Source organism: Dictyobacter formicarum, from assembly GCF_016587435.1.
The window spans coordinates 161,419-187,780 of the sequence record NZ_BNJJ01000005.1 but is presented as its reverse complement, the minus strand read 5'-3'; the positions used below and the strand labels follow the sequence as shown (position 1 = coordinate 187,780).

General features: G+C 49.5%; 24 protein-coding genes. 9 read left to right on the top strand and 15 right to left on the bottom strand.

Translation table 11 applies throughout. The annotated features are described in order from the left end of the window. The first annotated feature begins 127 nt into the window (after positions 1 to 127). The 3 genes from JMI88_RS10625 to JMI88_RS10615 all read left to right on the top strand — a co-directional run bounded on the left by JMI88_RS10625 (position 128) and on the right by JMI88_RS10615 (position 2,138). Positions 128 to 1,030 carry a P-loop NTPase gene (locus tag JMI88_RS10625; protein ID WP_201361804.1) on the top strand — a complete coding sequence of 301 codons (903 nt, stop codon included), beginning with the start codon at positions 128 to 130 and terminating at the stop codon, positions 1,028 to 1,030. After that, positions 1,014 to 1,478, top strand: coding sequence for an NUDIX domain-containing protein (locus tag JMI88_RS10620; protein ID WP_201361803.1), 465 nt, complete (start codon positions 1,014 to 1,016; stop codon positions 1,476 to 1,478). Before JMI88_RS10625 ends, JMI88_RS10620 begins: the two co-directional genes overlap by 17 nt. 261 nt (positions 1,479 to 1,739) lie before the next feature. Continuing rightward, positions 1,740 to 2,138, top strand: a complete 399-nt coding sequence (locus JMI88_RS10615) for a hypothetical protein (RefSeq protein ID WP_201361802.1) — start codon at positions 1,740 to 1,742, stop codon at positions 2,136 to 2,138. Positions 2,139 to 2,244: 106 nt separating this feature from the next. Here JMI88_RS10615 and JMI88_RS10610 read toward each other — a convergent pair whose 3' ends face one another. The 9 genes from JMI88_RS10610 to uvrB all read right to left on the bottom strand — a co-directional run bounded on the left by JMI88_RS10610 (position 2,245) and on the right by uvrB (position 13,631). After that, positions 2,245 to 2,991, bottom strand: coding sequence for a ubiquinone/menaquinone biosynthesis methyltransferase (locus tag JMI88_RS10610; protein ID WP_201361801.1), 747 nt, complete (start codon positions 2,989 to 2,991; stop codon positions 2,245 to 2,247). A gap of 15 nt (positions 2,992 to 3,006) precedes the next feature. Continuing rightward, on the bottom strand, positions 3,007 to 3,996 hold the full coding sequence (locus JMI88_RS10605) for a polyprenyl synthetase family protein (RefSeq protein WP_201361800.1): 990 nt from the start codon (positions 3,994 to 3,996) through the stop codon (positions 3,007 to 3,009). Positions 3,997 to 4,211: 215 nt separating this feature from the next. Further along, positions 4,212 to 5,156: a radical SAM protein gene (locus JMI88_RS10600; protein ID WP_201361799.1), complete on the bottom strand. Its 945-nt coding sequence runs from the start codon at positions 5,154 to 5,156 to the stop codon at positions 4,212 to 4,214. 126 nt (positions 5,157 to 5,282) lie between these two features. Further along, positions 5,283 to 6,404 (bottom strand): chromosomal replication initiator protein DnaA, encoded by a 1,122-nt coding sequence (locus JMI88_RS10595; protein WP_201361798.1) that lies wholly within the window; start codon positions 6,402 to 6,404, stop codon positions 5,283 to 5,285. Between the two features lie 430 nt (positions 6,405 to 6,834). Continuing rightward, positions 6,835 to 7,764 (bottom strand): hypothetical protein, encoded by a 930-nt coding sequence (locus JMI88_RS10590; protein WP_201361797.1) that lies wholly within the window; start codon positions 7,762 to 7,764, stop codon positions 6,835 to 6,837. Positions 7,765 to 8,078: 314 nt separating this feature from the next. Beyond that, on the bottom strand, positions 8,079 to 8,951 hold the full coding sequence (speB, locus tag JMI88_RS10585) for an agmatinase (protein WP_201361796.1): 873 nt from the start codon (positions 8,949 to 8,951) through the stop codon (positions 8,079 to 8,081). A gap of 289 nt (positions 8,952 to 9,240) precedes the next feature. Beyond that, the gene (locus JMI88_RS10580; protein ID WP_201361795.1) at positions 9,241 to 9,675 is read right to left on the bottom strand and encodes an S-adenosylmethionine decarboxylase family protein; all 435 of its coding nucleotides are present in this window, start codon (positions 9,673 to 9,675) and stop codon (positions 9,241 to 9,243) included. A gap of 287 nt (positions 9,676 to 9,962) precedes the next feature. Beyond that, positions 9,963 to 11,069 carry a homospermidine biosynthesis protein gene (locus JMI88_RS10575; protein WP_201361794.1) on the bottom strand — a complete coding sequence of 369 codons (1,107 nt, stop codon included), beginning with the start codon at positions 11,067 to 11,069 and terminating at the stop codon, positions 9,963 to 9,965. A 570-nt stretch (positions 11,070 to 11,639) separates the two neighbouring features. Continuing rightward, complete coding sequence (gene uvrB, locus JMI88_RS10570) at positions 11,640 to 13,631, bottom strand: excinuclease ABC subunit UvrB (protein ID WP_201361793.1); 1,992 nt, start codon at positions 13,629 to 13,631, stop codon at positions 11,640 to 11,642. A gap of 241 nt (positions 13,632 to 13,872) precedes the next feature. On the opposite strand from uvrB, the gene JMI88_RS10565 reads away from it, so the two are divergent. Beyond that, a complete protein-coding gene (locus JMI88_RS10565) occupies positions 13,873 to 14,238 on the top strand; it encodes a hypothetical protein (RefSeq protein WP_201361792.1) in 366 nt (121 codons plus the stop codon). 144 nt (positions 14,239 to 14,382) lie between these two features. Beyond that, positions 14,383 to 15,573 (top strand): zinc ribbon domain-containing protein, encoded by a 1,191-nt coding sequence (locus JMI88_RS10560; RefSeq protein WP_201361791.1) that lies wholly within the window; start codon positions 14,383 to 14,385, stop codon positions 15,571 to 15,573. Between the two features lie 48 nt (positions 15,574 to 15,621). Here JMI88_RS10560 and JMI88_RS10555 read toward each other — a convergent pair whose 3' ends face one another. Both JMI88_RS10555 and JMI88_RS10550 read right to left on the bottom strand, forming a co-directional pair. Beyond that, on the bottom strand, positions 15,622 to 16,869 hold the full coding sequence (locus tag JMI88_RS10555) for a WD40 repeat domain-containing protein (RefSeq protein ID WP_201361790.1): 1,248 nt from the start codon (positions 16,867 to 16,869) through the stop codon (positions 15,622 to 15,624). A 419-nt stretch (positions 16,870 to 17,288) separates the two neighbouring features. After that, positions 17,289 to 17,810 (bottom strand): hypothetical protein, encoded by a 522-nt coding sequence (locus tag JMI88_RS10550; RefSeq protein ID WP_201361789.1) that lies wholly within the window; start codon positions 17,808 to 17,810, stop codon positions 17,289 to 17,291. Positions 17,811 to 18,220: 410 nt separating this feature from the next. Between JMI88_RS10550 and JMI88_RS10545 the strand changes: the two genes are divergently transcribed. After that, positions 18,221 to 19,144, top strand: a complete 924-nt coding sequence (locus JMI88_RS10545) for a class I fructose-bisphosphate aldolase (protein ID WP_201361788.1) — start codon at positions 18,221 to 18,223, stop codon at positions 19,142 to 19,144. 166 nt (positions 19,145 to 19,310) lie between these two features. Continuing rightward, positions 19,311 to 19,829: a hypothetical protein gene (locus tag JMI88_RS10540; RefSeq protein ID WP_201361787.1), complete on the top strand. Its 519-nt coding sequence runs from the start codon at positions 19,311 to 19,313 to the stop codon at positions 19,827 to 19,829. A 49-nt stretch (positions 19,830 to 19,878) separates the two neighbouring features. Here JMI88_RS10540 and trxB read toward each other — a convergent pair whose 3' ends face one another. Next, positions 19,879 to 20,829 carry a thioredoxin-disulfide reductase gene (gene trxB, locus JMI88_RS10535; protein ID WP_201361786.1) on the bottom strand — a complete coding sequence of 317 codons (951 nt, stop codon included), beginning with the start codon at positions 20,827 to 20,829 and terminating at the stop codon, positions 19,879 to 19,881. Positions 20,830 to 21,148: 319 nt separating this feature from the next. After that, complete coding sequence (locus tag JMI88_RS10530; RefSeq protein ID WP_201361785.1) at positions 21,149 to 22,261, bottom strand: M20/M25/M40 family metallo-hydrolase; 1,113 nt, start codon at positions 22,259 to 22,261, stop codon at positions 21,149 to 21,151. Between the two features lie 298 nt (positions 22,262 to 22,559). Between JMI88_RS10530 and JMI88_RS10525 the strand changes: the two genes are divergently transcribed. Both JMI88_RS10525 and erpA read left to right on the top strand, forming a co-directional pair. Next, on the top strand, positions 22,560 to 24,194 hold the full coding sequence (locus JMI88_RS10525) for a S8 family serine peptidase (protein WP_201361784.1): 1,635 nt from the start codon (positions 22,560 to 22,562) through the stop codon (positions 24,192 to 24,194). A 468-nt stretch (positions 24,195 to 24,662) separates the two neighbouring features. After that, entirely contained in the window at positions 24,663 to 25,064 is a 402-nt protein-coding gene (erpA, locus tag JMI88_RS10520) for an iron-sulfur cluster insertion protein ErpA (RefSeq protein ID WP_201361783.1), read from the top strand. Positions 25,065 to 25,203: 139 nt separating this feature from the next. Here the strand turns inward: erpA and JMI88_RS10515 are convergent, their stop codons facing one another. Both JMI88_RS10515 and JMI88_RS10510 read right to left on the bottom strand, forming a co-directional pair. Further along, positions 25,204 to 25,614 carry a hypothetical protein gene (locus JMI88_RS10515; protein ID WP_201361782.1) on the bottom strand — a complete coding sequence of 137 codons (411 nt, stop codon included), beginning with the start codon at positions 25,612 to 25,614 and terminating at the stop codon, positions 25,204 to 25,206. A gap of 14 nt (positions 25,615 to 25,628) precedes the next feature. After that, entirely contained in the window at positions 25,629 to 26,150 is a 522-nt protein-coding gene (locus JMI88_RS10510; protein ID WP_201361781.1) for a hypothetical protein, read from the bottom strand. Between the last annotated feature and the right edge of the window lie 212 nt (positions 26,151 to 26,362).

Below are 26,362 nucleotides of genomic sequence, written 5' to 3'. Positions count from 1 at the left end.
ATGTTGTTATATGGCGCCTGTTGGCACTCAAGGCACTGCTTTAATCGTCGCGAACGCTTGTCAAATACATAAATTACTCTTATACTAACATTTGAACAGGCAAGGTTTTTTCTATTTTTGGGGAGGGATGATGCGTCAACAATCACGACGTGAACGCTTAGAGCATATCGGTGCTGTTCTAGTGGTGGGCAGTGGTAAAGGTGGAGTTGGCAAATCGACGGTAAGTGTAAATCTGGCTATCTCTCTCGCCAGAGAGGGGGCGCGTGTTGGCCTGCTGGATGGCGATGCCTATGGGCCAAGCATTCCGATGATGGTTGGCGTACGCAAGCGGGCGGACGCTAGAAGCGAGGCTATTTTGCCGCTAGCTGAACGCAGGGACCTGGCCGCCGAGAAAAAGATCCAGCCCTTGCTGCGCTATGGTGTCAAGCTGATGTCGGTGGGCTTCTTTATTGGAGAAGAGCAGGCTGTGGCTCCATTACCAGACGCTCTGGGCATGCTTATTCGCCAGTTGCTCTTTTCCGTTAATTGGGGAGAACTGGATTACCTGATTATCGACCTCCCACCTGGTACCAGTGAGCCGCAAGCTACCCTCTGTCGTGAAATTGAATTGTCCGGTGCGATCTTAGTGACAACTCCGCAGGATATCGCGCGCATCGATACGGCTAAAGCGGTGACCATGTTCCAGCGCATGTCTGTGCCGATTCTGGGTATTGTACAGAACATGGCAGGTCTGCTCTGTCCCCATTGTGGACAAATGGTCGAAATCTTTCCCGCGAGTCCCGAACCTCGTGCCCAACTGGACGACTTGCCTATGCTCGGACGTATACCTTTAGATCCCATTGCTGTAACCAATGGAGATAAAGGATATCCAATTGTTGTAAGCCTGGCGGATTCTCCTGTGGCAATGGTCTTCTCAGATGTCTCTGCGCGAATTGTTCAGCGCATTGCTTTGTTACGCGCTCAAGCCACTGAAAATGAAACGGAGCAGGCATCAGATAGAGAAGAGGACACCAATGAAAGAGAAGCTTAAAGGTTTGCTGGCCGGTATTATTTTTCGACTGATTGCTCTTCTTACGCTAGGGCAGATTTCGCCTATACTCAGCGCCTGTGTCATTATTGAAAAAGATGGCAAAGTTTTGCTGGTTGATCGTAGTGATGGAATGGGATATACCATTCCTGGCGGTATTGTGCGTTACAAAGAGACGTTAGAAGAATGTGTGCGGCGCGAAGCCAGCGAAGAAACTGGCTATGATATAGCGATTACCGGGCTAGTTGGTGTCTATTCAGCCATTGATCGCGATCCACGCTTTCGCGCTGTCTCAATCGCGTATCGCGGCCATATCCAGGGCGGTACCCAGCATGACTCGGGCGAGGGAAAGGCCTGCTGGTGTGAGCCAGAGGTTGTTCTGGGCCACATGGCTTTTGACTGTGAGCATATGCTTAAAGACTACTTGAGCGGCCGCCAATGTCTCTCCTGACCCTATCTGAGCGATTTCTTTCAGCGCATGGCTGAAAGCCATAAGTTGCGCGCCTCCGGCCCCTGACACTACGCGCCTGCGGCGCTCAACAAGTTTTATTCAGGCAGAACGCGCGCTGAGCGCCCGAAAGCGGGCGCTCAGTTGCCCCATCAGCGTAGGAGTCAGACACACTGCCATACTATATCCACATCGCTATAAGCGATATGATATAGTATGAAAAACATAACAAGCTTGATTGGGATGAGCAAGGAGTGAGCAGCGATGCCTATTTGTCCAATTTGTGAAGATAGTGGCGTATTGGACTCCGAATCGGAGCAGCCACGTTTTTGTTATTGCGCGGCGGGGAGGAGAGAGCGGCGTCAATGGGAAGCAAGCCACGGGCCGGGACAGGGATCGATTCCTAAGCCCGTCGGTTTTATCGATGTAACTGAGTTGGAGCAAGTCAACGCCAATGTTGATGCGATGCGCGCATCACTGCTGGGTGGTGCACCGACCGGTGAGGCCGCGGCTACCAGACCCGCAGCCGTCCAATTACTCTATCGAGTGGCCAAAGCCGGACATGAGATCTCAATGGTAGAGGCCGCCCAACTGCACGATCTGGCTAAATCGCTCGAAGGTTTTCTGGGAGATGCGGCCTCAATTGGGCGCAGAAAAGGTTAAGAGATGCACGCGTCGCATGGAGACGCTAGCAGGAAGTAGTTTACTATTTATTTATAGAATAGAAATAAGACCAGAATGCTAGCGATCTCCATTCGTGCCAACAGAATTATTCAGCTTTTGTCCCCACATGAATGGCCACAATGCCACCATTGAGATAGTAATAACGAACATCACTCCAACCTACCTCTTCCATAATTGCCTGTAAAGCAGGAGCTTTGGGGAAGGTAGTAAGGGAATTGGGCAAATAATTATATTCCTCAAAAGCTTTGCCAATGATTGTCCCAAAGATCGGGGCCAGCTTATAGAAGTAGAGGTAGAAAAGTGTGCCAAAGATTTTACCCGGGGGATGACTGATCTCCAGACAGACGACGCGGCCACCAGGGCGCACAACGCGCAACATCTCGGAGAACCCCTGACGGATATCAGTCAGATTGCGTACCATAAATGCGGAACAGCAGCCATCGACGCTATTATCAGGAAGATCGATATGCTCCGCATCACCGACGCGCAGTTCAATGCTATCTTGCAGTCCCATGCGAGCCAGTTTACGGCGACCCTCATCAAGCATCTCTGGAGTAATATCCATTCCAATCATTTTCGTGCCAGGACCCGCATGTTTAACGATTGTGATCGCCAGATCGGCCGTACCTGCTCCTAAATCCAGGCCAGTCTCTCCCGTGGCCAGTGCCAGATAGCGCGCGGCGCGGCGGCGCCAGTATCCATCTAACCCCAGGCTCATAAGCCTGTTCATGAGATCATATATACCAGCAATACGTCCAAACAGACGCTGTACATAGGGACGTTTGCCCCCGACTTCACGAAATTTTTCTTCTAAAGCAAAATTTGTTTTCATTCTTCAGTTATTCCATTAACGCCTGCGACTGATGACAAAGTCGATCAGTTCATCCAGCACATCGCGATCGGGTGAGGCTGGGAAATGATGCAAGGCCTCGCGTGCCTTATTGGCATAATCATGGGCTTCCTGCAAAGACTGCTCTACTCCATAGCTATGCGTAACCCAATCCACCACTTCTAGAATATCTTTTTCATTGTGCTCATCGCTATTGAGTAAAGTCTGTACCTGTTGCTGATGCCCGTTCTGGGATGCTCCTTGCAGCGCATAGATCAAAGGTAGCGTCACCATGCCCTGACGTAGATCATTGCCAGCTGGTTTGCCGATCGTAGATTGATCTTCAGTATAGTCGAGAATATCATCAATGATCTGGAATGCAATACCCAGGTTCAAGCCATAAGAATGCAGCAGCGCAATCTGTTCGTCGGTAGCATCGCTCAAGATGGCTCCGCCTTTGGAACAAGCTGCAATCAGGCAGGCGGTTTTATTGTTGATTTTCTCAAAGTAGGTTTCGACAGTCAGGTCCGCTCGACCAGACGTCATCATTTCCAATATAGTACCTTCGCATACCGTTGCCACTGTATCAGCAAACAGACGGTCGATGCGTGGATTCTCAATTTCAGCAATCAAACCTGACGTCTTGGCCAGATAATAATCGCCCAGAAGGATGGCGATCTTATCTCCCCACAACGCATTTACGGTGGGATTGCCACGGCGGGTGGCCGCTTCATCGATAATATCATCATGAATCAAGGTTGCCAGATGAACCATCTCAAAGGCCACACTTAATTGCAACAATTTCCCAAAGTCATAATGATTAAGTTTTCCCGCGAGCAAGGTCAATGCAGTTCGCAAACGTTTGCCGGGAGAAGCAAGCGCATGCATCGAAGCAGAATTAAGGATCGCCAGTCCAGACGTTGCTCTTTCTTGAAAGAGAGCATCCACCTGATCAAGCTCAGGCTGGATGCCTGAGAATATGCGGCTCAACGTGGCCGTAGTGTTCATAAGGGTTCTCCATTTTTGCATGTCTTCTGGCACGTCACCAGGTATCGTTCGGCAAATTATGTAGACGATAATACATAGCCTTACGATTTTTCCACCACTTTCTCATCATGAGGCATGTAGTTTCCCCCTACAGATTATAACGTGCCTGGTCCATTGTGGGACGAGGCAACCTGGATGTATCTAACTAGTGCCAACCAGAATTGCCCTTACCTTTATTACGTATCAGATGTCGTATCTACCTCAATCAGATCCTCCTGGACGAATCCCGCAGTAAAGTTGAATTCATCAAGTGCATCCAGGGCTGTTTTGTATTCTGCCCAGGACAAGCGGCGATTGAGAACGGGATCATTGACTGCTTTCCAGGCTGGAAAATATTGATCCATCAGGCTGATCGGGGTATCGGGGCTCAGTTCTTCTGCAATCCAGCGCAGCACCTCGCGCGTGCCCGAAACATCCTCAGGCATAACGAGATGTCGAATCAGCATCCCTCGTCGCGCAATGCCCTCTTCATCTACTTCAAGAGGACCCACCTGGCGATACATCTCTCGTAAAGCTGCCTGATTATGATCGACATACCGAGGCATCTTGGAGGTCCGTAGCGCATTTTTATTGTCAGAATACTTGGCATCTGGCAGATAGATATCCACCACACCATCTAATAATTGCAGGGTTTCCAGATTTTCATAACCCGCGCAATTGTAGACGAGGGGTAAGCGTAGCCCCTTTTCACAGGCGATTACCAATGCTGCTAGAATCTGCGGCACAAAGTGTGTTGGTGTGACCAGATCTAGATTGTGGCAGCGCTTCTTTTGCAAATAGAGCATCATCTCGGCCAGGCGTTCTGGCCCCACGCGATGTCCCAGGCCACCCTGGCTAAGCGAAAAGTTCTGGCAATACGTGCAGCGTGCCTGACAATAGCCAAAAAAGATAGTGCCTGCTCCGCGTGTGCCACTGATGGGAGGCTCTTCACGGCGATGGACATTCCAGGAAGCTACAATTGCTTCCGTTCCCGAATGACAGACCCCTGTTTTGCCAGCAGTGCGGTCGCAGCGACAATTCTGAGGGCAGATCGTACAATGGCGCAAGATCTCCCAGGCGGTTGCTGCTCGTTCTGCTAATTCCCCTGTCTCATAGAGATTGAGATAGCTTGGATAAGACATGCTAGCTACTCCGGTACCTTCTAAGCTGGGTACTCATCGTTGCTGTTTTAATTAAACTAACTGTTCACAAAATGTGTCCAGTTTATGAACTGGACACATCCTTGAATAATAAAAGACTGCCAACGATTACTGCTGCTGTGATGGCCATTTAAAGCCCTTCTCAGAAGGCTTAGGGCCACTGGAACGCGGGGCGCCTGACTTCTGACTCTTTTTGCCGCGCGTGGCAGCACGTCGTGGCGTTCGGTTGGCGGATGTCGATCTGACGGGCCTCGAAGATGGTTGCTGGAAGAAATCATCTTCGTCCTCACCGATCTGCTCGATCAATCTATCCGCATCTTCGTCAATCTCGGTCCAGAACTGCGCGTTTCTACGCTGATCTGGTCGCGACCCCTTCAAGACACGTCCATTGGGAAGTCGGGTAACATGTTTTTCTTCAGGCTGCCCGAAGCGTGGACGCGAACCGCGTGGAGCGCGTTCGTTCGATGGGTTAAATTGAGGTACCTCATTGTCATCGAACTGTTCGTAATCGCCCTCAAAATGTTGCATATACTCTTTGTGGCGCTGCTCATCGCGGGCCTGCCGTACTTCAGGACGGCTCAACCAGCGAGGATTAGGTGGACGTTTTGCCACCTCGCGTGGTCGAAAGTCACGGCGTGGATTGTTACGGACATCGCGCTCAGGACGCTCGTGGCGTGCGGCCCCACGCGTGCCCGGCGCATTGGTCCCCTGCTGTCCACGAGACCCATACCCACGCGCTTGTGGAGCTCGATTGCCCTGTTGTCCGCGTGGACTGAAAGAGGGATTATGGCTATAGCTACGCTGCGAGCCATATTCCGGTCTCTCGGAGTTAAAGTTATCAGAGCGATTATCGGAATTGAAGTTCCGTGAGCGTGGACCCTGATGATTGCCATATGGGCGCTCAGAGCGTTGAGAATTCCTGTTCTCATAGTTGCCCTGGCTATAGGGTCTGCGGTTGCCCTGTGTATTATGGGAGGAATTGTCTCTAGAGCGATTATTATTGTTGCGCCAGTTATTGCGGGGGGATTGTGATGCCCCATTAGAACTGCGCGGATGATAATCCGCGTGTGTACGGCTGGCACCATTCTCCCAGGCACGATCTACCATTTCTCGGTTAAGGCGAGGCCGAGCTGGACGTGAAGATCGCTCGTCATTATATCGGCTGGAGGATACATTACGAAATGGTGGACGTGAGCCATCTCGTCTCTGATTATTGAATTCTCTGGTCATGTTTCCTTTCAAAGTCAGGCTGTGTTAAAAGCAATCAGAATTGCCACCTGCGTGGCGAGCCAGGCGCATCTGGCACCTTGTTTATACGTACAATGAGTTTCTTCTATAGAAAAAGATGCAGTGCATCCTTCCTTACTATCATCAGCGCCCTTGCTCACCTGATTAAATGTTATGCCTTATTGGGGATGTGCTAAAAGTAGTGGACAGATCGGCAAGATCTTGTTGGAACCTTCCTCCCGTCGGTCGTTCCGCACCTACTCTGGAATATTTGACGCGCTGCGCTTCGTTGTGCCAGATATTGTGGGACGCGTCCTTGTTAGTATACCACAACTCTCGATCTTTCTACTACTCTACCTATGCGCGCTTCTCGCGATAAAAAAAGATCGTAATAGGGATTATGTTCAGCACAAGCAGGTGAAAATCAGGCCGTCTACGCTGAAACCGGCGGCAAAGGCCCCATGTGCAGTGGAACGCTTTTATAGTGACTCTGTGCGCTTCCAAACATGGCTAGCTGATGGTCAGCGACCTCTTCAGGCAAAAGCGGTCTGATACGGACCTCATAGTAATGTTGTCGCTCCATAAAGGTAGCGGAAAGCTGTTTCCCCAGCACTTTCTGTAATGTTTGCCATTGAGCTGTATTTAGCAAGATGGCCTGCCTGGGAATCGTATATTTCAAGCAGGCTGCCTCTTTATTAGGATCAATATCTTCTGGCTGTGGACCGCATTCAAGCTGCGCTGCCTGCGCCAGCGTAAACGAAGGATCTCTCCATTGTGGGATAGATTGCGTATAGTCATAATAAGGAACATTCCGCACCAGCAGAGCAACGGCGGAAGCATGATAGGGTTGAGTAGGTCCTGTAAGCGCATTCATAATCTGTGTGATGGCCCGACCCACTCGTTGGTAGGACGCTATATCCTCGTTTGACTGCGCATGATCGTCAAAGGTTCCATAGATGATGGTATGAACCTGGCCATTGAGCGTCAATTGCAGCAGTGTTACGTCCTGATCGGATGAATCTGAGAACACCTGACGTTTAAGTGTCAGCAATTTATCATTATTAATGAGTGTGCTCAATAGATGTTGGAACTGATCGTCACCTAACGTGCCTTGCCTCTCGACGCCAACTATATACGCCCCATCGCCATAGATGCTGATTTGTGGACTCAAAGACAGCGCGCCATCTAACCCGCCCCCATAAAAAGTACGGATGACTACATCATGGGGATTGGTGCTATAAGTGATGGCCTGTGAGGAAGAGCCATCAATGGTTTTCTGCTGCTTATTAGCAGAAGAGCTACAGCCTGTGTTCAATAGATTAAAGAAGAGGAGCGCGCACAAGAGAAGAGAGCGGATTGGCACCTTTACAGTTTTACCATACATAGCCCCGACTGACTTGTGATGATTACCTCGTAAATACCGTAAATGCTCCATCCTCTTCCTACCCACCAGTAAGTAGTACAGTCGTAAGTAGCATAGTCATACAATCATCGAAGCGCGACATGAGCAGTTATTTGTAAGGACTTGTTATATCTCTTTCAGTATAAGAGGCACAAAAAAATATATCCGGGCTGCGGGATATATATCACGGCATATCTCCTGCAAACCCGGATATAAAAAAGACGCGGGCGCATCAGCGTCTACAAGCAATGGGGGCGCTGTGCCCAGATGTACAATTATTTGGTGAACAGGCGATAGCCAATCATTTTATAGACCAGCTTGGCGGCCAGAAAATCTGCGCGCGTTTGCCCTTCCATTGGACACAACTCAACTACATCCATACCCACAATCGTGGTGCGCCGACAGATCTCTTGAAACAGATCGAGAACCTGGTACCAGCTGAGCCCTCCTGGCTCAGGAGTACCCACGGCCGGCATTTCACTGGGATCGATGGCATCCAGGTCGATCGTCACATATGTATGCTTGCCCAGCCGTTCCCAGGGGATACGGGCCAGTCCCTTGGCTAATTGATAGGCCCAGACCACTTCCACATTGGGCTTTGTATTCATAAATGCAGCTTCTTCAGGGCTAAAACTGCGAATGCCAATCTCTAACAGCGGAATGCCCATATCTACCACGCGCCGCTCAATCGAGGCATGCGAAAGTGGCGTGCCCTCATACTCATCGCGTAAATCGCCATGAGCATCGATATGCACCACCGTCAGGTCAGGATATTGTGCATGAACGGCCGCGATCACCGGAGCCGACAAAGAATGCTCTCCACCCAGCGTAAGAGGAATCTGACCCTGAGCCAGCGCCTGTTTTACCGCATCTCCTGTGGCTCGCAACGCTTGCTCATGGCTCATGCCAGTATAGTCAATCACCGGGTATGTATATACGCCCGCCTCGATTGGACAGCAGTCCAGCTCTTCATCATAGAGCTCCATCTGGCTAGAAGCATTTAAAATAGCCTGCGGCCCCATGCGTGTCCCCTCCATATAACAGACGCTATATTCTAGCGGAGCCGGAATAATCGCAATGCGCGCCGTCTCAGGATTACAATGAGGAGCATCGGGAGCTCCAAACTGGCTGATCAACCCATCTTCCATGGAAAATAGTCCTCTATTATTTATTACTCGAAAAAAAATTATCGTAACTCTTCAGCGGAGAGTGCCGGGAATCGCCGTTCCCAGGCTGGCACACACAGCGCCTGCTCGCGTACCAATCTCTCCCATTTTCGAGTGCCGCAGGCGGCAATGCATGCATTGTAGCATTCTTATCCCGGAAAGAAAACACAAAAAAAAGTGAGGTGCCTTCCTCGTAAAACGGCAAGCACCTCACCCTTCAGCTGTAGGGAATAGGAGCGCGAAGATAAACTTCGCTTTTCTCTTATTGCCCTTAGCGCACCCCCAATTTGGCTAAGCGGCGTGCTTCCATCGCCTGCTCATAGCGGACTGGATCTGGCTCTTCCGGGCGCAACGAGCGTGTGGCTCGCACAACGAAATGGGCCTCGACATCGTCTGTCTTGAAGATTTCTTTGGCAAACGCGATCGCATCTTCCTGACTGAACTCTTTGCAGGAACAGATATCGATATCAACTTCCCCATACTCAGGCCATGCATGGAGGCTAACGTGACTCTGGGCAATCACAACAAAACCAGACATGCCAGCGTCAAGTGGATTAGATGTTTCAATATCATAGAGATGGACCGGGCTAACTTTTTCCATCGCGACACGTTCTGGCAATTCGCTGAGAGTACGACGCAACAAAGCCTCATCACTCAGGATGTTCCGGTCAATGTTGTAAAGTTCCAGCATCAAGTGGACCAGCATCGCATTTTCCTCCTAATATGTTCCAATTGTGCAGGGTTATGGCTACCATTAAAAGGGCTGTGCCTGCAATTAACTGTGTGCCACAATTTTCCGCACACTGGTTGATATTATACATTAGGTTGTCAAGCTAATGCCAAGGAAAATGCAAAATTTTTACCTAATTGGAAATGAGTTTCTACCTAATTGCCAGTAAGCAATCAACCTAAATGGCATTTAGTTGTCAACCTAAATACCATTCAGGGCTCTACCTAATGCACAGCATTGCTTGTGTTTAGGTGGAAGTTAGCTTAAGGGCGCTCCTTTTTACCGGTCTCGTATGCTTCTTTTAACTCGTCGAGCATTTCCTGACGCCTGGCAAAGAGCTCGCGACGTGGGCGTGGCTGCGCCTTGCTCACCGCGTAGGAGGTCAGCAGAGGTAGAGCAATAGTCGAATCGCCATAAACAACCACGGCATTATTGAGCTGGTCAGGCTTGATCTTACCCCATGACACGGCCTCGGAAGGGGTTGCCCCGGAAAGACCACCCCAATGGGGGGCATCGGCCGTAACTTGAATAAAGTAGTCGTGGCCACCCTTTTGAATGCCAAGCACCTCCCACAGCTGGGGTTGTGTTTGCAGATAAAAGTTTTTCGGGCTACCCCCACCGAGAATGATGACACCATTGCGGGTAGCATGGTGCACGATAGCAGTGGTCTCATTCACGTCTGCCAGTGGATCGAGCGTGAGCTGACTACCCTCCAAAGCATTGCGCGCCACGTTCATACCAATGGAGGAATCGCCTGGAGAGGAAGTATAGATCGGCACGTTCCAGGCGGCCGCTTGAGCCAGCACCGAATATTCTGGTTTGACACCAGCTTTAAGCAGCTGCTGTCCCAGATGATAGTGCAATTCTGATGTAGAGATGGGATGATTTGGCAGACTGCGCAAGCTCTCGCGCACAAAGGCATCAGTATCGAGCAGAACCTGATCATCGAAGAGGATATCATAAATACGAATCACCCCTTCTTCCTGCAGCTTCACATCATCCAGCCGGAAGTCACCACGGTGTAAAGACATCGCCAGAGCGTGATGCATGTCATGATAGAGATTGGCACCCGTACTGATGATAAAATCGACAAAGCCATATTCCATCAATGTCAGCACACAGCCGCCCAGACCTGCTGGCGTCAGGGCTCCGGCCATCGTAAGACCAACTGTCACATCCTGTGCCGGGTCTAGCATACGCTCAGCGTAGACGCGGGCTGCCTCATTCAGGCGCGCCCCATTATAAGCTTGAAATTGCTCATCTATCAGTTCCGCCACCGTCATATTTGGACGCACGCGACGGGGTAAAATCTGGGCACCACTCAACAATGCGCTACTGTGTTTTTCAGAAGAGTCATGATGATGGGTCATTCTATTGTTATATTCCTTTCTGTAATTGTGTTCGGAAAACACCCTATACTATACCCGATTTTTGTCTTTTGCGCACAACATTTTTATGCATAGGAACGGTTTTACACTGCCTCTTTTTTTCATGTCTTAAGCAGAACGTATTTATCTAATGTCGAATTGTGGTTGTGGGTCGTAATTATACTAATAATATACAAACTGGATCAGTGTTATGATAATATGATTACACTTAAATTATAATAAAAAATCCAATGCTTTAATTATTTTTGCAGGTGTAGAAAATTCAAACTATGCTCATAGTGCGCTGGCTTTGCCTTCAGATATGTAGTGTCAGGGCAATATGCTCATGCTGTCAGCCTGTTTGAGAAGCATGCGCTTCGTGTATTTGACGCCTGGCGGTTCGATCCTACGGCGATCAAAAAATTATGCGGTGTTGCAAGGAGTATGCATATATACATTTCTTGCAACACTGCATAAAAAAGTAAAAAAGAGTGGAGGGGCGTCAGCGTCCCCAGGCTGATATATATAGCTGGAGGATCTGATAAGCGGCTCCTCCAGCTATATATGATGGGATTATTCGACCATTGAACGGCGTAGCTCAATGATCTGGTCACGCAGTTGACCCGCCTTCTCAAATTCTAATTGTTTAGCAGCCGCGCGCATCTGGGATTCCAGATCTTTAATCAAACGCAAAGCCTCATCCTTTGGTATGCCGGCCAGAACAGTGGCAGGACTCTTACCATTGTTCTCCACTTCCGCGCCACTCATTGCTTTGATGCGCTCAGACAGCGTTTTGACGTCCTTCTGGATACCCCGCGGGGTGATACTGTACTCTTCATTATAAGCTAATTGTAGCTTGCGGCGACGATTAGTCTCATCAATGGCGCGCTGCATCGACCTGGTTGTGCTATCGGCATACATAATAACGCTGCCTTCGACGTGGCGAGCTGCGCGTCCAATGACCTGGATCAACGAGCCCTCCGAGCGCAAGAAGCCTTCCTTATCTGCATCAAGGATAGCCACCAGGGATACTTCAGGCAGATCGAGTCCTTCGCGCAAGAGGTTAATACCAACTACTACATCATAGACTCCCAGGCGCAGATCGCGTAGAATCTCGATCCGCTCGATCGTATCGATTTCTGAGTGCAGATAATGCACCTTGATATTCAGCTCTTGCATATAGTCGGCAAGATCTTCCGCCATTTTCTTGGTCAATGTTGTGACCAGGACACGCTGACCTTTGGCGACCCGCTGCCGAATCTCATCCAGCAGATCGTCAATCTGTCCTTTCGTGGGTCGTACACTGATTTCTGGATCGATCAGGCCGGTGGGTCGAATCAGTTGCTCAACGATGGAATGGCTATGCTCGTATTCATAGGGCCCGGGAGTGGCTGAGACAAACAGTGCCTGATTTATCTGACCCTCAAATTCGTTGAAGGTCAACGGACGATTATCCATTGCTGATGGCAGGCGGAAACCATAGTCTACCAGCACCTGCTTGCGTGAACGATCACCTGCAAACATGCCGCGTACCTGTGGTAGGGCCACGTGCGACTCATCTACCACCAGTAAATAGTCATCCGGCATATAATCCAACAGGGTCCATGGTTGTTCGCCAGGACCACGGCCAGCCAGGTGACGCGAATAGTTCTCAACGCCGGAACAGAAACCCGTTTCGCGCAGCATCTCTATATCAAAATTCGTGCGTTGCTTTAAGCGAGCCGCCTCCAGCAGTTTACCTTCGCTCTCCAGGACCTTTAAGCGCTCCTCCAGTTCTGCCTCGATTAGCTCGATCGATCTGAACAAGCGCTCACGTGTGGTCACCCAGTGTTTGGCGGGATAAATGTCCAGGCGCTGCCTCTGCTTGAGAATTTCACCAGTCAGGGGATCAATATCTGTCATGCGCTCGATTTCATCGCCGAAGAATTCGATACGCACCGCTACATCTTCATAAGCGGGAAAGATTTCCATCACATCGCCACGCACCCGGAAACGACCACGGATAAAGTTCGCATCATTCCGCTCATACTGAATCTCGGTCAGGTGGCGCAAGATTTTATCGCGACGACGCTCTTCTCCCACCTTCAGCGTCATCACGACCTCACCATATTCCTCTGGACTACCCAGACCATATATGCAGGATACCGAGGCTACGATTAAGACATCGCGTCGTTCAAACAGACTGCGTGTTGCGGACAGGCGTAGTTTCTCAATTTCTTCATTGAGCATACTCTCTTTTTCCACATACGTATCGGTACGCGCGATATATGCTTCTGGCTGATAATAATCGTAGTATGAAACGAAGTATTCAACTGCATTGTTGGGAAAGAACTCTTTGTACTCGCTATAGAGCTGGGCGGCCAGCGTTTTATTTGGCGCCAGCACCAGGGTCGGACGTTGTACCTGTTCAACAACTTTGGCTACTGTATACGTTTTACCACTACCAGTTACACCGAGCAATGTTTGATATTTTTGCCCTTCCCGAATACCTTCGGTGAGCTGGGCGATCGCATCTGGTTGATCACCAGTGGGTTCAAATGGTGCTTCCACTTTAAATGCAGGCATGCGTACTCTTCCTATTGATCCTCTATTAGCCATAGAATATTTTTTCCAATTACCCTTCTATTATATCACTTCTCAGGTTTCGATTGTTGTCATATAGGCATCGAAAATGCTGACCATACTGAACTGTTTTAAGCTCCTGATCCGTGATACAAAAAGATATTAACCTTTTTTTGCATATATCAATCGTGATTGTGCTATTCATACATGCTATTCTCTAGATGTCTTTTGGGGGTATATGTTTATGCGTTGGCTTTTTGGTAATCGCAGTATGCGGCCTGGTCAACTGGTAACTGCATTGATTGGCTTGTGGCTGGTTATGATGCCACTGGCAAGCTGTGGAACAATAACCAATGTAAAGAAAACTAATGTACTGAAAGAGGCACCACTGAATCTGAATATTCCAGGCGACGCCATGAACTCTCGAGTGATTGGGCCTCTAGCAGGTTCGACAGTACTCCATGTACGAATCACCTTTAAAATAGATCCGGCCATGATGAAAAACACGCAGGGAAATAATCTCTATTATCAAGCGGCGCGAGGGTGGGATTACACAACGGGGTTAGGAACTCCCAACCTGGCCGACTTTTACCGCACAATGACTCAATAACTACCTGCACAGCCAGTTGATATTTCGATCAGCTGGCTGGACTACCGAGCTATGCTGTTTCTGCCTGATAGCACGTGTTGTACAATATTTGTACAATATCGAGAAGCAGAGCAAGCAATGATTTTAGTAAGGAGCGGCATGGCTATGGCACAGGCATTCCCCAGGAACTGTCCACGCTGTGGAGCAGAAACAATCCCTTCACAACGGTTTTGTGGCCGTTGTGGGTTATCTATTCTTCCCCCGGATCGTGCGCAGCAAGTTTTTTCTCAACGAGGGCCACGTGAGGCCAGCGAGGATAGTTTTTCGCTCGCACATCAACCTCCATCGACGTTTCAGGAACGTTATCCTGCGCGCCCTCTCAATAGGGATCATAGCGATTTAACTCAGCAGGAAGACGATTTTGCGCCACCTTCGTCCAGGCGCGGGCCTCCTTCACAGAGGCGGCGTCCAGGATTGATAGGTATAGCGCTACTGGTACTTGCGCTGGTAATTATTTTGGGGGTTGCCCTCTATTTTGTCTTACCTTTGTTGGGTATTGGCAAAGCTAGCCAGTCCACAATCTCCACAACTGATCTACAGACCACCATCAACTATGCCGGTACAGATATCACGCTCCAAAATGTCCAGCAAGCCAATAACTTTCTGGATGATCCCATGACCCATTCAGATGGTATGTTGCGCGTACATGTGCAGGAAACCAATAAAGGCAAAAATCCTACCACACTATTATATCCCAATATCGCGCATGTCTTACTACCGGGTGGAAAAGAGGTATCATTGCTCTATGCCACAAACAATCCAACGCTAGCGGCAGGTGAAACGCAGACTACCAGTCTGGACTTTGCTGTCCCTGCTAGCATCAAGGCCAACAAGATTATTCTGCGATTGGGAGCCACGAATGAAGCGCGCATGGATATCCCCTTGCAGCCACATGCTGATGTGAGCAAGTATGCGACGAAGAGTATCGACATCAATAAAACCGCCAGCTATTTTAGTCTGAACTACCAGGTGACGCAAGCTACTACACAGTGGAGCCTGGATGGCCAGCAAGCTCCCAAAGGAATGCGTTATCTCACCCTGACGTTTAAAATTGATAACCCACTCCTTCAGTCGGTGATTGCAGGCTCCCCTTTTGATTATATGCAGGTCAAGGCTGGTACACAGACCGTCTCACCGCAGCAAGCCAATGTGCCCATTACGTTTGCATCCCATGTCCAGGGGCAGGATGGTTCAGCCGTGTTTCTGGTGCCTCAGGATACGACCACGATGACGTTACTATTAAGTACCAAAGATGGTGATGGTTTTGATCCAGGTACCGTCAATTTCACCATTTAGCAGGCAATTGTTCTGGCAACACCTTTTTACCAGGTGTTACTGGAACAATTATTTTTGCGGCGTCAGGAGCGTTAATTTGCCTTTACCATTTGTGATGTCCATACAGAGAATCTGTCCATTTTTCAGCCAGAAAGGTGAGATGAACTGTTTCTGATGGGAAAATGTAATGGGCTCACCATGAAAAATATAGGCCGTAAGCTTGCCGCCATCACTGTAGACCAACGCCCGACCATCAGTTGACCAACTCCAGCCAGCCAGCTGATGTTGGGGAACGATGCTGGTATGCTTGTCTGGTTTAGTAACATTGACGGTTTGTAGAACGATCTTTTGATTGGTGCCGATTTGCTCATACGCCAGCTCGTATGTGGTGGGAGACCATGCCACTCTACCAATGGTGAAATTACCGGGCGCGACCAGATTGGTCAGCTTATGGGTCTGAAAATCCATTACATAAATAGCACGTGCAGGTTGATCGAGTGTCTCTTTTGTTACGCCTCCGTTTTGCGTAACCACCAGGGCCAGATAGCGTCCATCCGACGACCAGCCCATATGTTGAATCAGCAACTGCTCCTGCAGCGAAATCCGCAGGGTCCTCGGCGCACCTGATGTCTTGATAGACCAGAGCTGTGTTTTTCTATTTTGTTGTTGAGCAAACATAATCTCATCAGCATTATCGGGCGACCAATTGGCAGCCAGTGCATTATTATGCCCTAACAAGCGCATATATTGTCTTTCAGACACCAGGGCTAACAACGGATGGACCGTATTGGCAGGAGCCACCGTCGCCACCAACGCAGAGCCATCAGGAGCCCAGGCCATATCCCTGGCATCGCGCATGGCCAGCGTATTGCTCTGAATTGGATTGATCAGGTCCGCAGTATAGAGTACACCGCTCTGGCTGACTGGTTGATAAACAATATGCCGCTCGGTTGGATCCAGCGAGAGTAATAGTCCTCCATTGGCCAGTTCAGGCGCAACAGCGATCACTTTGCTGACATTATAGTGAATTCCTGCCTGAGCGGCAGAGTGGATCATAAAATAGATTAAACCGCTGAGGGTCAGGATCAAAGTAGCAGCAGACACAATCACGATAACGGCCACATAGTTGCGGCGCACTGGATGTTGTGATGATATCTTCCGTATGATATGATGGCGCAATGCGGGCGTAAAGTGTATTTTTCCCGCCTCTTTATGTAAAAAGCGTGAGATGCGTGCTTCCAGGCCATTGTCGGTAGATACACTGCCAGGGTGCTCTTGATAAGATGGCTCATGGTTGCCCCTGCCGCGCTCGTTCATCGTTTTTCTCCCCCGCATTTAATGGGTGCTGGTAGGTAGGCTTCGGATGATATGGATGCTGGAGAATATGATATTTCTATTTGCAGGATCTGCCGCAGGTCGTACAAAGTGCTCTTTCAAAAGAGCCATGCGCTTGGCTAGCTACCTTTATGTACTCGTCCTTTTCTTTTCTCCTAATGAAACGACGTGATGAATACTCAAATAGGGTATTCATTGGGACCCCGTTTGAGTATTCATCACGTCGTTTCATAGCGTTTGCAATGGCTTATACAAACAAATGCCAGCCTTGCAGGTTGTTATAATTGTGGTTGAAGGCACAAAATGGCTGGCTTTATCGTAGCACGAGCCCACCAATCGGGAGAAAGATAGCTTGCAAGTTAACTTTCTCCCGGGTAATATCCGCGTTTGGACCGCACATACTATTCAAGCAGAAAACTGCCCATCAACTCGCGGCGCAGATTCGCTTTTTTCTCTTCCTCTGACTGCTCAGGCTTCTTTTCAGGCTGTTTCAAGGCTGTGTGAGGAGAAGTGAGAGCTGAAGCAAATTCGTCCAACATAATCTCTTCTAAAAACGTTGGCTGCGCAGACTCTTTGTTTTCCTCTTGTAATGGAGTGGTGATGTGAGGCTGTTGTGCTCCAGACCGGGCGACTTCGGCCTTCGCCTGATGCCTGGATGAGGCGTTTGCACTGGCTGAAGGAGATTTTTCTGGTTGCGCAGCTTCTTGCGTCTCAATAGGAGCATCGACGGATAGGGTGGTTGAGGCGGCCTGTAAGGTATTCAGAGCTATGCGCTTGCCATTAATTTCAAGAAAAATACCCTGTCCCGCGCGCAGGTCGCTCAGCTGTTGACGCAACTGGCGATTTTCCGCTTCCAGTTTCTCCATAATCTGTCGCTGATTTAATAGTTCTTGTGTGATAAGGTCGAAGCTACTACCGCCCATACTATCTATCTCCTTAATATAATATATAAAATGCTTTACTTATAGCGGGCGCGGGGTAAATAAGGATTCTCTTCCCCACACCTTGATATAGAAACGTATCAATATAAGGGCGGTAACAAAATTCATGTGGATGAAATATCTACAAGGATGAGAAACTGATTGGTATTATGGGGAATTTGACGTAATTTCAAATATGATCGTGTATAGAGTTTATGTTTGAGACGGCCTGCCCCATGTGCTACACTAAGTGGCGCACGGCCAGGCTGAACTGTCAGGTATTGATTGATAGTACGGCTTGGAACACGTAGAGATGCATACAGGTTCCCCCATGGTCGTGATACAATATGGAATATATGTTACCACAGAGATTGTGGTAAGGTCCGAAGCAAAATACGTTAAGGAATAGAAAAATGAAAGACCGTATCAAAGAAATTTTAAGCTGGTATAGCAGCGAAAATCCTGGCGTTCGTACAAATCTGGCTCGCATGCTCAACCATGGTCGTCTGGGTGGCACCGGTAAAATGGTGATTCTGCCAGTAGACCAGGGCTTTGAGCACGGTCCCGCGCGCAGCTTTGCACCAAACCCAGCCGGATATGATCCTCGCTACCATTTCCAGCTGGCGATTGAATCTGGTTGTAACGCCTATGCGGCTCCTCTGGGTTTTCTGGAAGCTGGCGTATCCGAGTTTGCTGGTGACATCCCCTTAATTTTAAAATGCAATAACCATGATGTGCTTAATGACGAGCGAGATCCTATCTCCGCTGTTACATCGGGCGTCGAGGATGCGCTTCGTCTGGGTTGTGTAGCTGTAGGCTTTACTATTTACCCGGGATCCTCTGAGCGCAACCAGATGTACGAGCAGCTACGTGAGCTGTCTCTGGAAGCCAAGTCGGCGGGTCTGGCTACGGTCGTCTGGTCTTATCCTCGTGGTAGCTCGCTGAGCAAAGAGGGTGAGACCGCCATCGATGTTGTTACATATGCCGCACAGATTGCTGCTCAACTGGGTGCGGACATCATCAAAGTGAAACTGCCGAGTGCTAAAGTTGAGCTAGCCGAGGCGCAGAAAGTGTATCAGAAGTACGAGATTCCAACATCTACTCTGGCTGATCGTGTTAAGCATGTGGTTCAGAGCGCATTCGATGGTCGCCGTATCGTCATCTTCTCTGGCGGGGCCACCGCTGCTGATGATCAGGTCTTCAATGAGGCCCGTGCGATTCGCGATGGTGGTGGTTTTGGCTCTATCATTGGCCGTAACTCCTTCCAACGTAGCCATGATGACGCAATAAAATTCCTGGGCACTATTATGGGCATCTACGAAGGGTCCGTGAAATAGAATTTCGCAGCAAGTGTGTTTGAGAATTCCCCCATATAAACATGTATGGGGGAATTTTTTATATGCTACCCATAATTGAGCATCACTTGTCTTATTTTGTGTCTTTTTGTCGTCTTAAGTAAAAGGGGCATGGATAGGGATCATTGTATTAAAAGAGGTGAAAAGTATGGGATGGCAAATTACGGCATTTTGTGTCGAGCATATGACGCCAAAAGAGTTAATTGCTGATTTTCCTTGCTCGTTCTTTCCGACCGGACGAACCTTCCCCGCGGCAGATGTTTTTTCAGCTATGCTACCGGTTCCTTTTGCGATCGGACAACTAGGCACATGGACGGTGTTATGTGACCCTCTCTGTATTATCACCTGGAGAGAGCAGATGCTGGCTGCCTTCTCGCGAGGACGGCGTATTTTTGCCTTTGTAGTTGAAGGCGCAGCCAGTATTTATGGTTTCTGGTACTTTGTCGATGGTTCCCTGGTCAGAGAAGTGTTGTTTCAGGAAGGCATCTGCGTGGAAGAGGAAGGAATGCTTTTGCCCGAAGAGCGATCGCTACAGCGCCCCTGGGGATATGATGAGAAGAATGTGTTGAGCCTGTTTGAGCAAGTGACTGGTTTTGACTGGAAGCAACTCGTAAATAGCTCTTTTCAAGGATTAGAAAACGAGCTATATAGCATACGAGCGGTCTAGTGGAAAACTATTGACTGCTCGTATGCTATATTAAGGTTAGATGAAACCACTAATCCCAGTTCTCCACACCTACATCTTCACCCTGTTCGGCTAGCCAGCGTTCCAGGTCGATGGCGGCGCGACAGCCGTCGCCGGCCGCGGTAACCGCCTGGCGATAACGATGATCGGTAACATCTCCGGCGGCAAAGACGCCAGGCACATTGGTCATCGTGAACTCGGATGGAATGATATAGCCAGCCTCATCTAGATCGATGATGCCCTTGAACAGCCCGGTATTGGGCTGGTGGCCGATAGCCAGGAAAACTCCCTCTGTTTCCAGTGTCGTTTCTTCACTGGTTTCAGTATTGCGGATGCGTACACCTGTGACCGCATCCTCACCCAGTACCTCGGTAACCTCGGTATCCATCAGAAAGCTGATCTTCGGATTCTTCGCGGCTCGATCCTGCATGATCTTACTGGCCCGGAAACTGGCTCGACGATGGACAATCGTAACATGACTGGCGTAGCGAGTCAGGAAGGTTGCTTCTTCCATAGCGGTATCACCGCCACCAATGACAATGACATCGCGGTTCTTGAAGAAGAAACCATCGCAGGTTGCACAGGCAGTCACCCCGCGTCCTTGCAGGAGTTTCTCGCTCGGCAGTCCCAGCCATTTAGCGCTGGCACCAGTGGCAATAACCACTGAGCGTGCCTGATACTCGCCCATATCGGTTGTGACTGTGAAGGGACGTTTGCTAAAGTCAACTGCAGTTACATCTTCGGGCAGCAGTTCGGCCCCAAAGCGACTGGCCTGCGCCTCAAATTTTTCCATAATTTCAGGACCCAGGATACCTGCTTCAAAGCCAGGGAAATTTTCAACCTCGCTGGTCAGCATCAGTTGACCACCGGCTGAATACCCCTGCAGCATCAGCACAGACAAATTGGAACGTGCCGCATAGATAGCAGCGGTATAGCCTGCTGGCCCCGAACCAATAATAATTACGCCATATATTTTTGCCATTGATGTATTTCCTTACTTATGTGCTTATCTTCTACTGATAATAACAAGCAGAAGTATTATTTTATGCCTGTGTTACGATGTACTGTGCAGGTAGCCATGCTTCGGCATACCTTCACTTATGATAACACCGTCCTATTCCCAATCGTATGCGGTAGGCTTTCTCGCTAGCAAATACGAAGACGTGAGGGTGGAGAAAGACGGTTTCTAGTATACCATAATGCCTGACCTTGCAAATATTCTCTAAGGCTCTTTGCAAGTCTTTATAGTAGCAGGTGTGCTCTTTTACATTACAAAGATCGAGCACACCTGTAAGTTTTTATTATTCTTGCGCTGGTTGTGCGGTTTGAGTGCACCACAAGTGGAGTACATGCAATGTATCTACCACGAGCTGTTCAAGCGGAGCCAGCGCCACATGTTCCTCAACGGTATGTTCTTTAACCACACCGGTGGAAACAGTGAAAGCGCGTACAGCAGGTCTCAAGCCACCCGTATCGCTGCCAATAAAGGTTGGTCTCATATTGAGAATAGAGCCGTGTTGCGCTAAAGCAATTTGATACATTGTCAACAGGGACTCGTCGGGGTTGATGCTATAGCCCTCGTGAAGCACCTTAAAAACGATCTCAGCGCGACCACCCAGGCGCTGTGCGGCCTCTTCAAAGGCTTCTTGAATCTGCAAACGATAGCGCTGGCGTACCTCAGGAGCTTCAAAGCTACGCATCTCACCTTCAATTCTGACCATATCAGGAATCGCATTGCGCGCATGGCCACCACTGATCTTGCCAATATTGATGCGCGTCTGATCCAGAGCTAGTGAGCCAATAGGAAAATTTGCCTGGTGGAAGATCTCAATGGCGTTCACCGTGCTTGTTAAATCATGGCCTGGATGCCCAGACTTGCCTATAATCGTAATATCGAACGTCTCATATGCGGCCGCTTTAGATACGACCACACCGGCTTCAAAGGCATTATCAAATACGATGCCATCAGCGACATTCCAGCGTTCAGCATCAAAATCATGAGCACCGCAGAGGCCGCATTCCTCTTGAACCGTAAAGAGCAGTACCAGTGGCGGTAGTTGTAGCTGTTGCTCAATCGCCCGGCGTACCACTTCCAGAATAACGACGATTCCAGCCGCATCGTCGGCGCCTAAATTTGTTTTTCCATCGCTATACAAAACACCGTCCCTCAAAATAGGGGTATGACCCAGCCCTGGTGCGACGCGATCCATATGGGCGTTGAGCAAGACCGGCGTGCCCTCACCATCCAGTGTCGCGATAAGATTACCCATGTCATCGACCTGAGTTGTTAAACCCAGGGAGGTCAGGTGCTGCTCTAGATAGCCACGTACATATTCCTCCTGACCTGAAGTACTAGGAATACGTACAAGTTCTACCAGCGTATGGTAAAGCTGGTCTGCATATATAAACATCATGTCAGTTCCCTCCATATCAAGCATAATGTTACAACGAAATAGCGAATCTTTTTGATGACAGACGGATGAGATCAGCGATCGCTTGAGCATGCTGAGCCTTATATAAGTAAGCCACATTATCGCTTTTTCTCACATCTGGCCTAATTGGTTGTCTCTCTACTCTCATTAGGCTATAATGGGACTATTCTTCGCTCCAACTTGTACTGCGCCCTCACAGGCAAGTACTATCACCCTTTAATTTCAGAAATCATAACATGCTTTTTTATAGCATGCATGCCGTTGGAAGGGGATTCCCTGCATGTCTCGTAGTGCAACAGAATTTATGGGAACACCTGCGGGATTGTTCCACTGGATTCCCGGCGAAATGATTGTTATCGCTCGCCTGACGCGTATTCCTCTGGATGATGCTCTGGACACAGTGTTTGAGCAGATTCGTACTCAACTGAATACTTTGCTGACCCGCTACCGACTCACCCTCGATCCTTATGGGACGGCTGGTCGTTGGGAAGAAGTTCCTACGATGCCGCTAGTGCGCCGCCGGGCTTTCGTCTTTGGACTGCATAGTCAGCAGCCACTGGTGGCGCTTTTTTTTCATGTACACCCGCTGGATACGCGCGAGGGTGATCCTCTACCAGCTGCTCTTTCTTATATACACGCGCATGTGGCCTATTTTGCGCAATTTGGATTGCATATCGTTTCGGCGATGCCAAACTGGCTGGTAACTGCCGCTCCATTACTTTACAGCGATGGCGGGCCTGGCTTGCCTCCACGGCCTGCACCTGCGTTAGAGATCCATGCACCTCCTCAGGCTTTGCCGGGCTGGCACCTGCGGTTCGCGGCGCAGGGCCTGACATTGGATGCGCGTAATGCGGAAGATGTAACCGTGGTGGTGCTGGATACGGCTCAACATCCAGACCGTATTCGTAGCGCGGCCACGCGCCCAGAGTTGAGGAGAAACTGGCTGCTGCAGCGCCTGGCTGAAGATATGCGCCTGGAGGACGGCTCATTCATGGTAGAGTATGATCGCTATCCAGTCACCAATGATGTGCGTACCGGACATGATGCGGCGCAGCGTAATCGCTACTATCTCATGCCTGACCATGGACTCTTTGTGTCTGGCATTATTCGCGATCTCGCTCCGCGTGCGCGTATTCGTTTAGTGCGCGCGCTTAATGACTTTGGGGGGAGTGATCTCTATAGCCTCTTTGCCATTCTGACCGACCTTGAGCATGAATTAATCTCGGGCACTATTCGCCGCCTGGTCATTAACCTGAGCCTGACCGTGCTACCCGATTTTTTGCGGCTGCCATATTTATGGTTCCAGGATCGCCAATGGCCGACGGCGCAATTGTTGGGAGCGCAGAACGTGCTGACATCGCTTGAAGAGGGTTTACGTCTGCTCTTTGACAGTTTATTCGCCCATGGGGCGCTGATCGTGGCCGCTGCTGGTAACGATTCTTATCAGGCATTTCGCAAGGGTCTGCCACCGCGTCCACCACGGGCGCCTGCTCGTTATAGCTCAACCTTAAGCGTTACATCGGTAAACAGCAATTTTCTGCCATCTCAATTCGCCAATGCCGCCAATCTTCCAGCCGATACCTCGGGAGTCGCTACCTTTGGTGGCGATAGTGCAGGGGTATTGGATCAACATGGTTTGCCGGATGCTGTACGTGGATTGTTTATCTCGCCAACATTTCCTGGCGGGGAATCCAACCTGACCGGTTGGGCGGATTGGAGTGGTAGTTCGTTCTCGACCGCCATGATCAGCGCGCTGGGAGCGCACCTGCTGGCCCAGGGGTGGTCCGCCCCCAACAGCATCACACGCCTTTCTATGGGTCAGGGACAGCAGAGCGAGATCGTCTTTGGTACCCCGGTTGACATTTCCAGTTTGCTTGCCAACATCGTATACACCCAGCAGCGCTTTAGCCTGTAAACGCATGATTGCAAAAAAAACCAGAGCACTGGAATAAAAGAGCACTGGAATAAAAGTGCGCGCAGAGCGGTTTTAATTTTTGGAGATACTATGAAATGTTTAATCTGTAACGCTCGCAGGCTTTCAATGTACAAATAGCACGAGCGAAACGCACATGGAGATGGTAGAGGCGGTTTTCTTTTGATCGGCATTGCAGATCGAATGCATCGCTCCCACCTTTCTCCACATCGCAGTAGCAGCCGCTTCACATGCATAGATTGGGAGCGATGGGCAGCTAGCAGGGAAAACACTTTGTGGTATAATACATGAAATATGATGTGCGCTTTATTATTCTCTGGCTTGTAGAACACACTACAAAGTAGAATTATAGAGTGTACAATCACAGATGTGTCATTGTGAACACATCAATCTTACTATCCAGATAGTAAAAGGGTTGCCCTCGCATCCCTTTCGGAGAGGTGAATTTATATGATTGAGCAGAACCAGCAGTCGGCGATCCAGACAAGCGTTCTGACCATGACTTCCGCCGCAGCAGATAAAGTTCGCGAGCTGCTCAAGCAGGAAAACGATCCAACTTTGGGTCTACGCGTTTTTGTCGCCGGTGGTGGTTGCTCGGGTCTCCAGTATGGTATGACCCTTGACGAAGAGCAGGAAGGCGATACCGTCGTCTCTCTGGGTGATTTCAACATTTTCGTTGACGACATGAGCCTGGGTTATATCACAGGTAGTGAAGTTGATTATGTTGATAGCCTGATGGGCGCGGGCTTCACCGTGAACAATCCAAACGCTGTTTCAAGCTGTGGCTGTGGCCACTCCTTTAAAACTGCCGATGGCGGTGGTGAGGCTCGTAGCTGCGGCTGCGGCCACTAAGCTTCCACATTACAGAGAGCCTGGGGTATCTCTCTTACTCTAAGCTCATGATAAACAGGGGTTCCTTTGATATGTTTTATTCAAAGGAACCCCTGTGTTATGTTCAGATCTCCCTACACCTCATGTCTGTTACCGCTGGCTATTCTTCATCCTCGCTCTCTTCATTAAGGCCGGCGGATGTTTGGTCGGCAGGTGCGTTAAGCAGGCGATTAAGCAAGCCCGGCATGTCGCTAGCAAATTTTGAATTGGCGACAACTTTGTGGGCACCAGCCTGTAAGGCTTTCGCCCGTGCCTCCAGATCCATGTGCGAGCCAAAGGCCAGCACCGGCACCTGCCTGGCCCGCGCAGCGCGAATGGCTGCCTCCCAATCAACACCCCTGGTAGCGGTATCGACGACGGCCAGGTCCGGTGTGGGCGTTGCCGTCAGTCCTTGTTCAAAGGCTGCCAGTGTACGCACGATCGAGGCTTCCATTTCATGATGGCGCAGCGTATCGCGAATTTTTACCGCAAAAAACAAATCCTTTTCCAGGGCAATCAGCGTAGTGGTCACAATTGTATTTCTTCCTAGTCTTCAGTACTTTCATAGACGGGACGGCGGAAGCGATCTCCCAATTCCTGATTGATAAGGGTAAGATCGGTATAGAGCTCAGGGGTCAGCACATGGTGCGTCCCATTACAGTAGGGCTTATCGCACTTTTTGGTATGGCTGGTTTCAAGCAGCAGATTGCCATCTTCCACCTTTGCCCAGATATGGCGGCGCGAATAGCCATCGCCCCATTTAAAAATGAGTCCACCTTTATATTCATCGAAGCGGCCTTGCCCGTAGAGGAAATCGCGATTAAACATTTCCAGAATAGGGCGGATACGGCTCCTTTCAATGACCTTTGCCGTAGGGGGCGACATCGTCGTAGTTGCCTCGGCCGCCAGATCTTCCTGAGGAATAAATAGCTCGCGGCTAGGATGCTGTTCCTCGCGGATCATCTGCTTAATCATTTCTCCTTCGCTGTCGCTCAATCCATGACCCTGTCCCAGGATTGGCCCTTTGCCAGGTCGCGATGGTTGTTCGGGTGTATTTTTGCCAGGCACGGTACAACTCCTTGTTTTCTACAAGCCATCAGATGCACCGCTCACTGCAGTTCACCTGATCTTTAATCAACGTAGTCTGCACATAGCTTACAACGTCAGGCCAATCCCGACAAGTTTTATGTTGAGCAGAATGCATGATGAACGGCTGCTGACAGAGTGCGACCAGAATGATATAGCTTGAGTGAGCTTAATATATGATGCAATATGTCAAG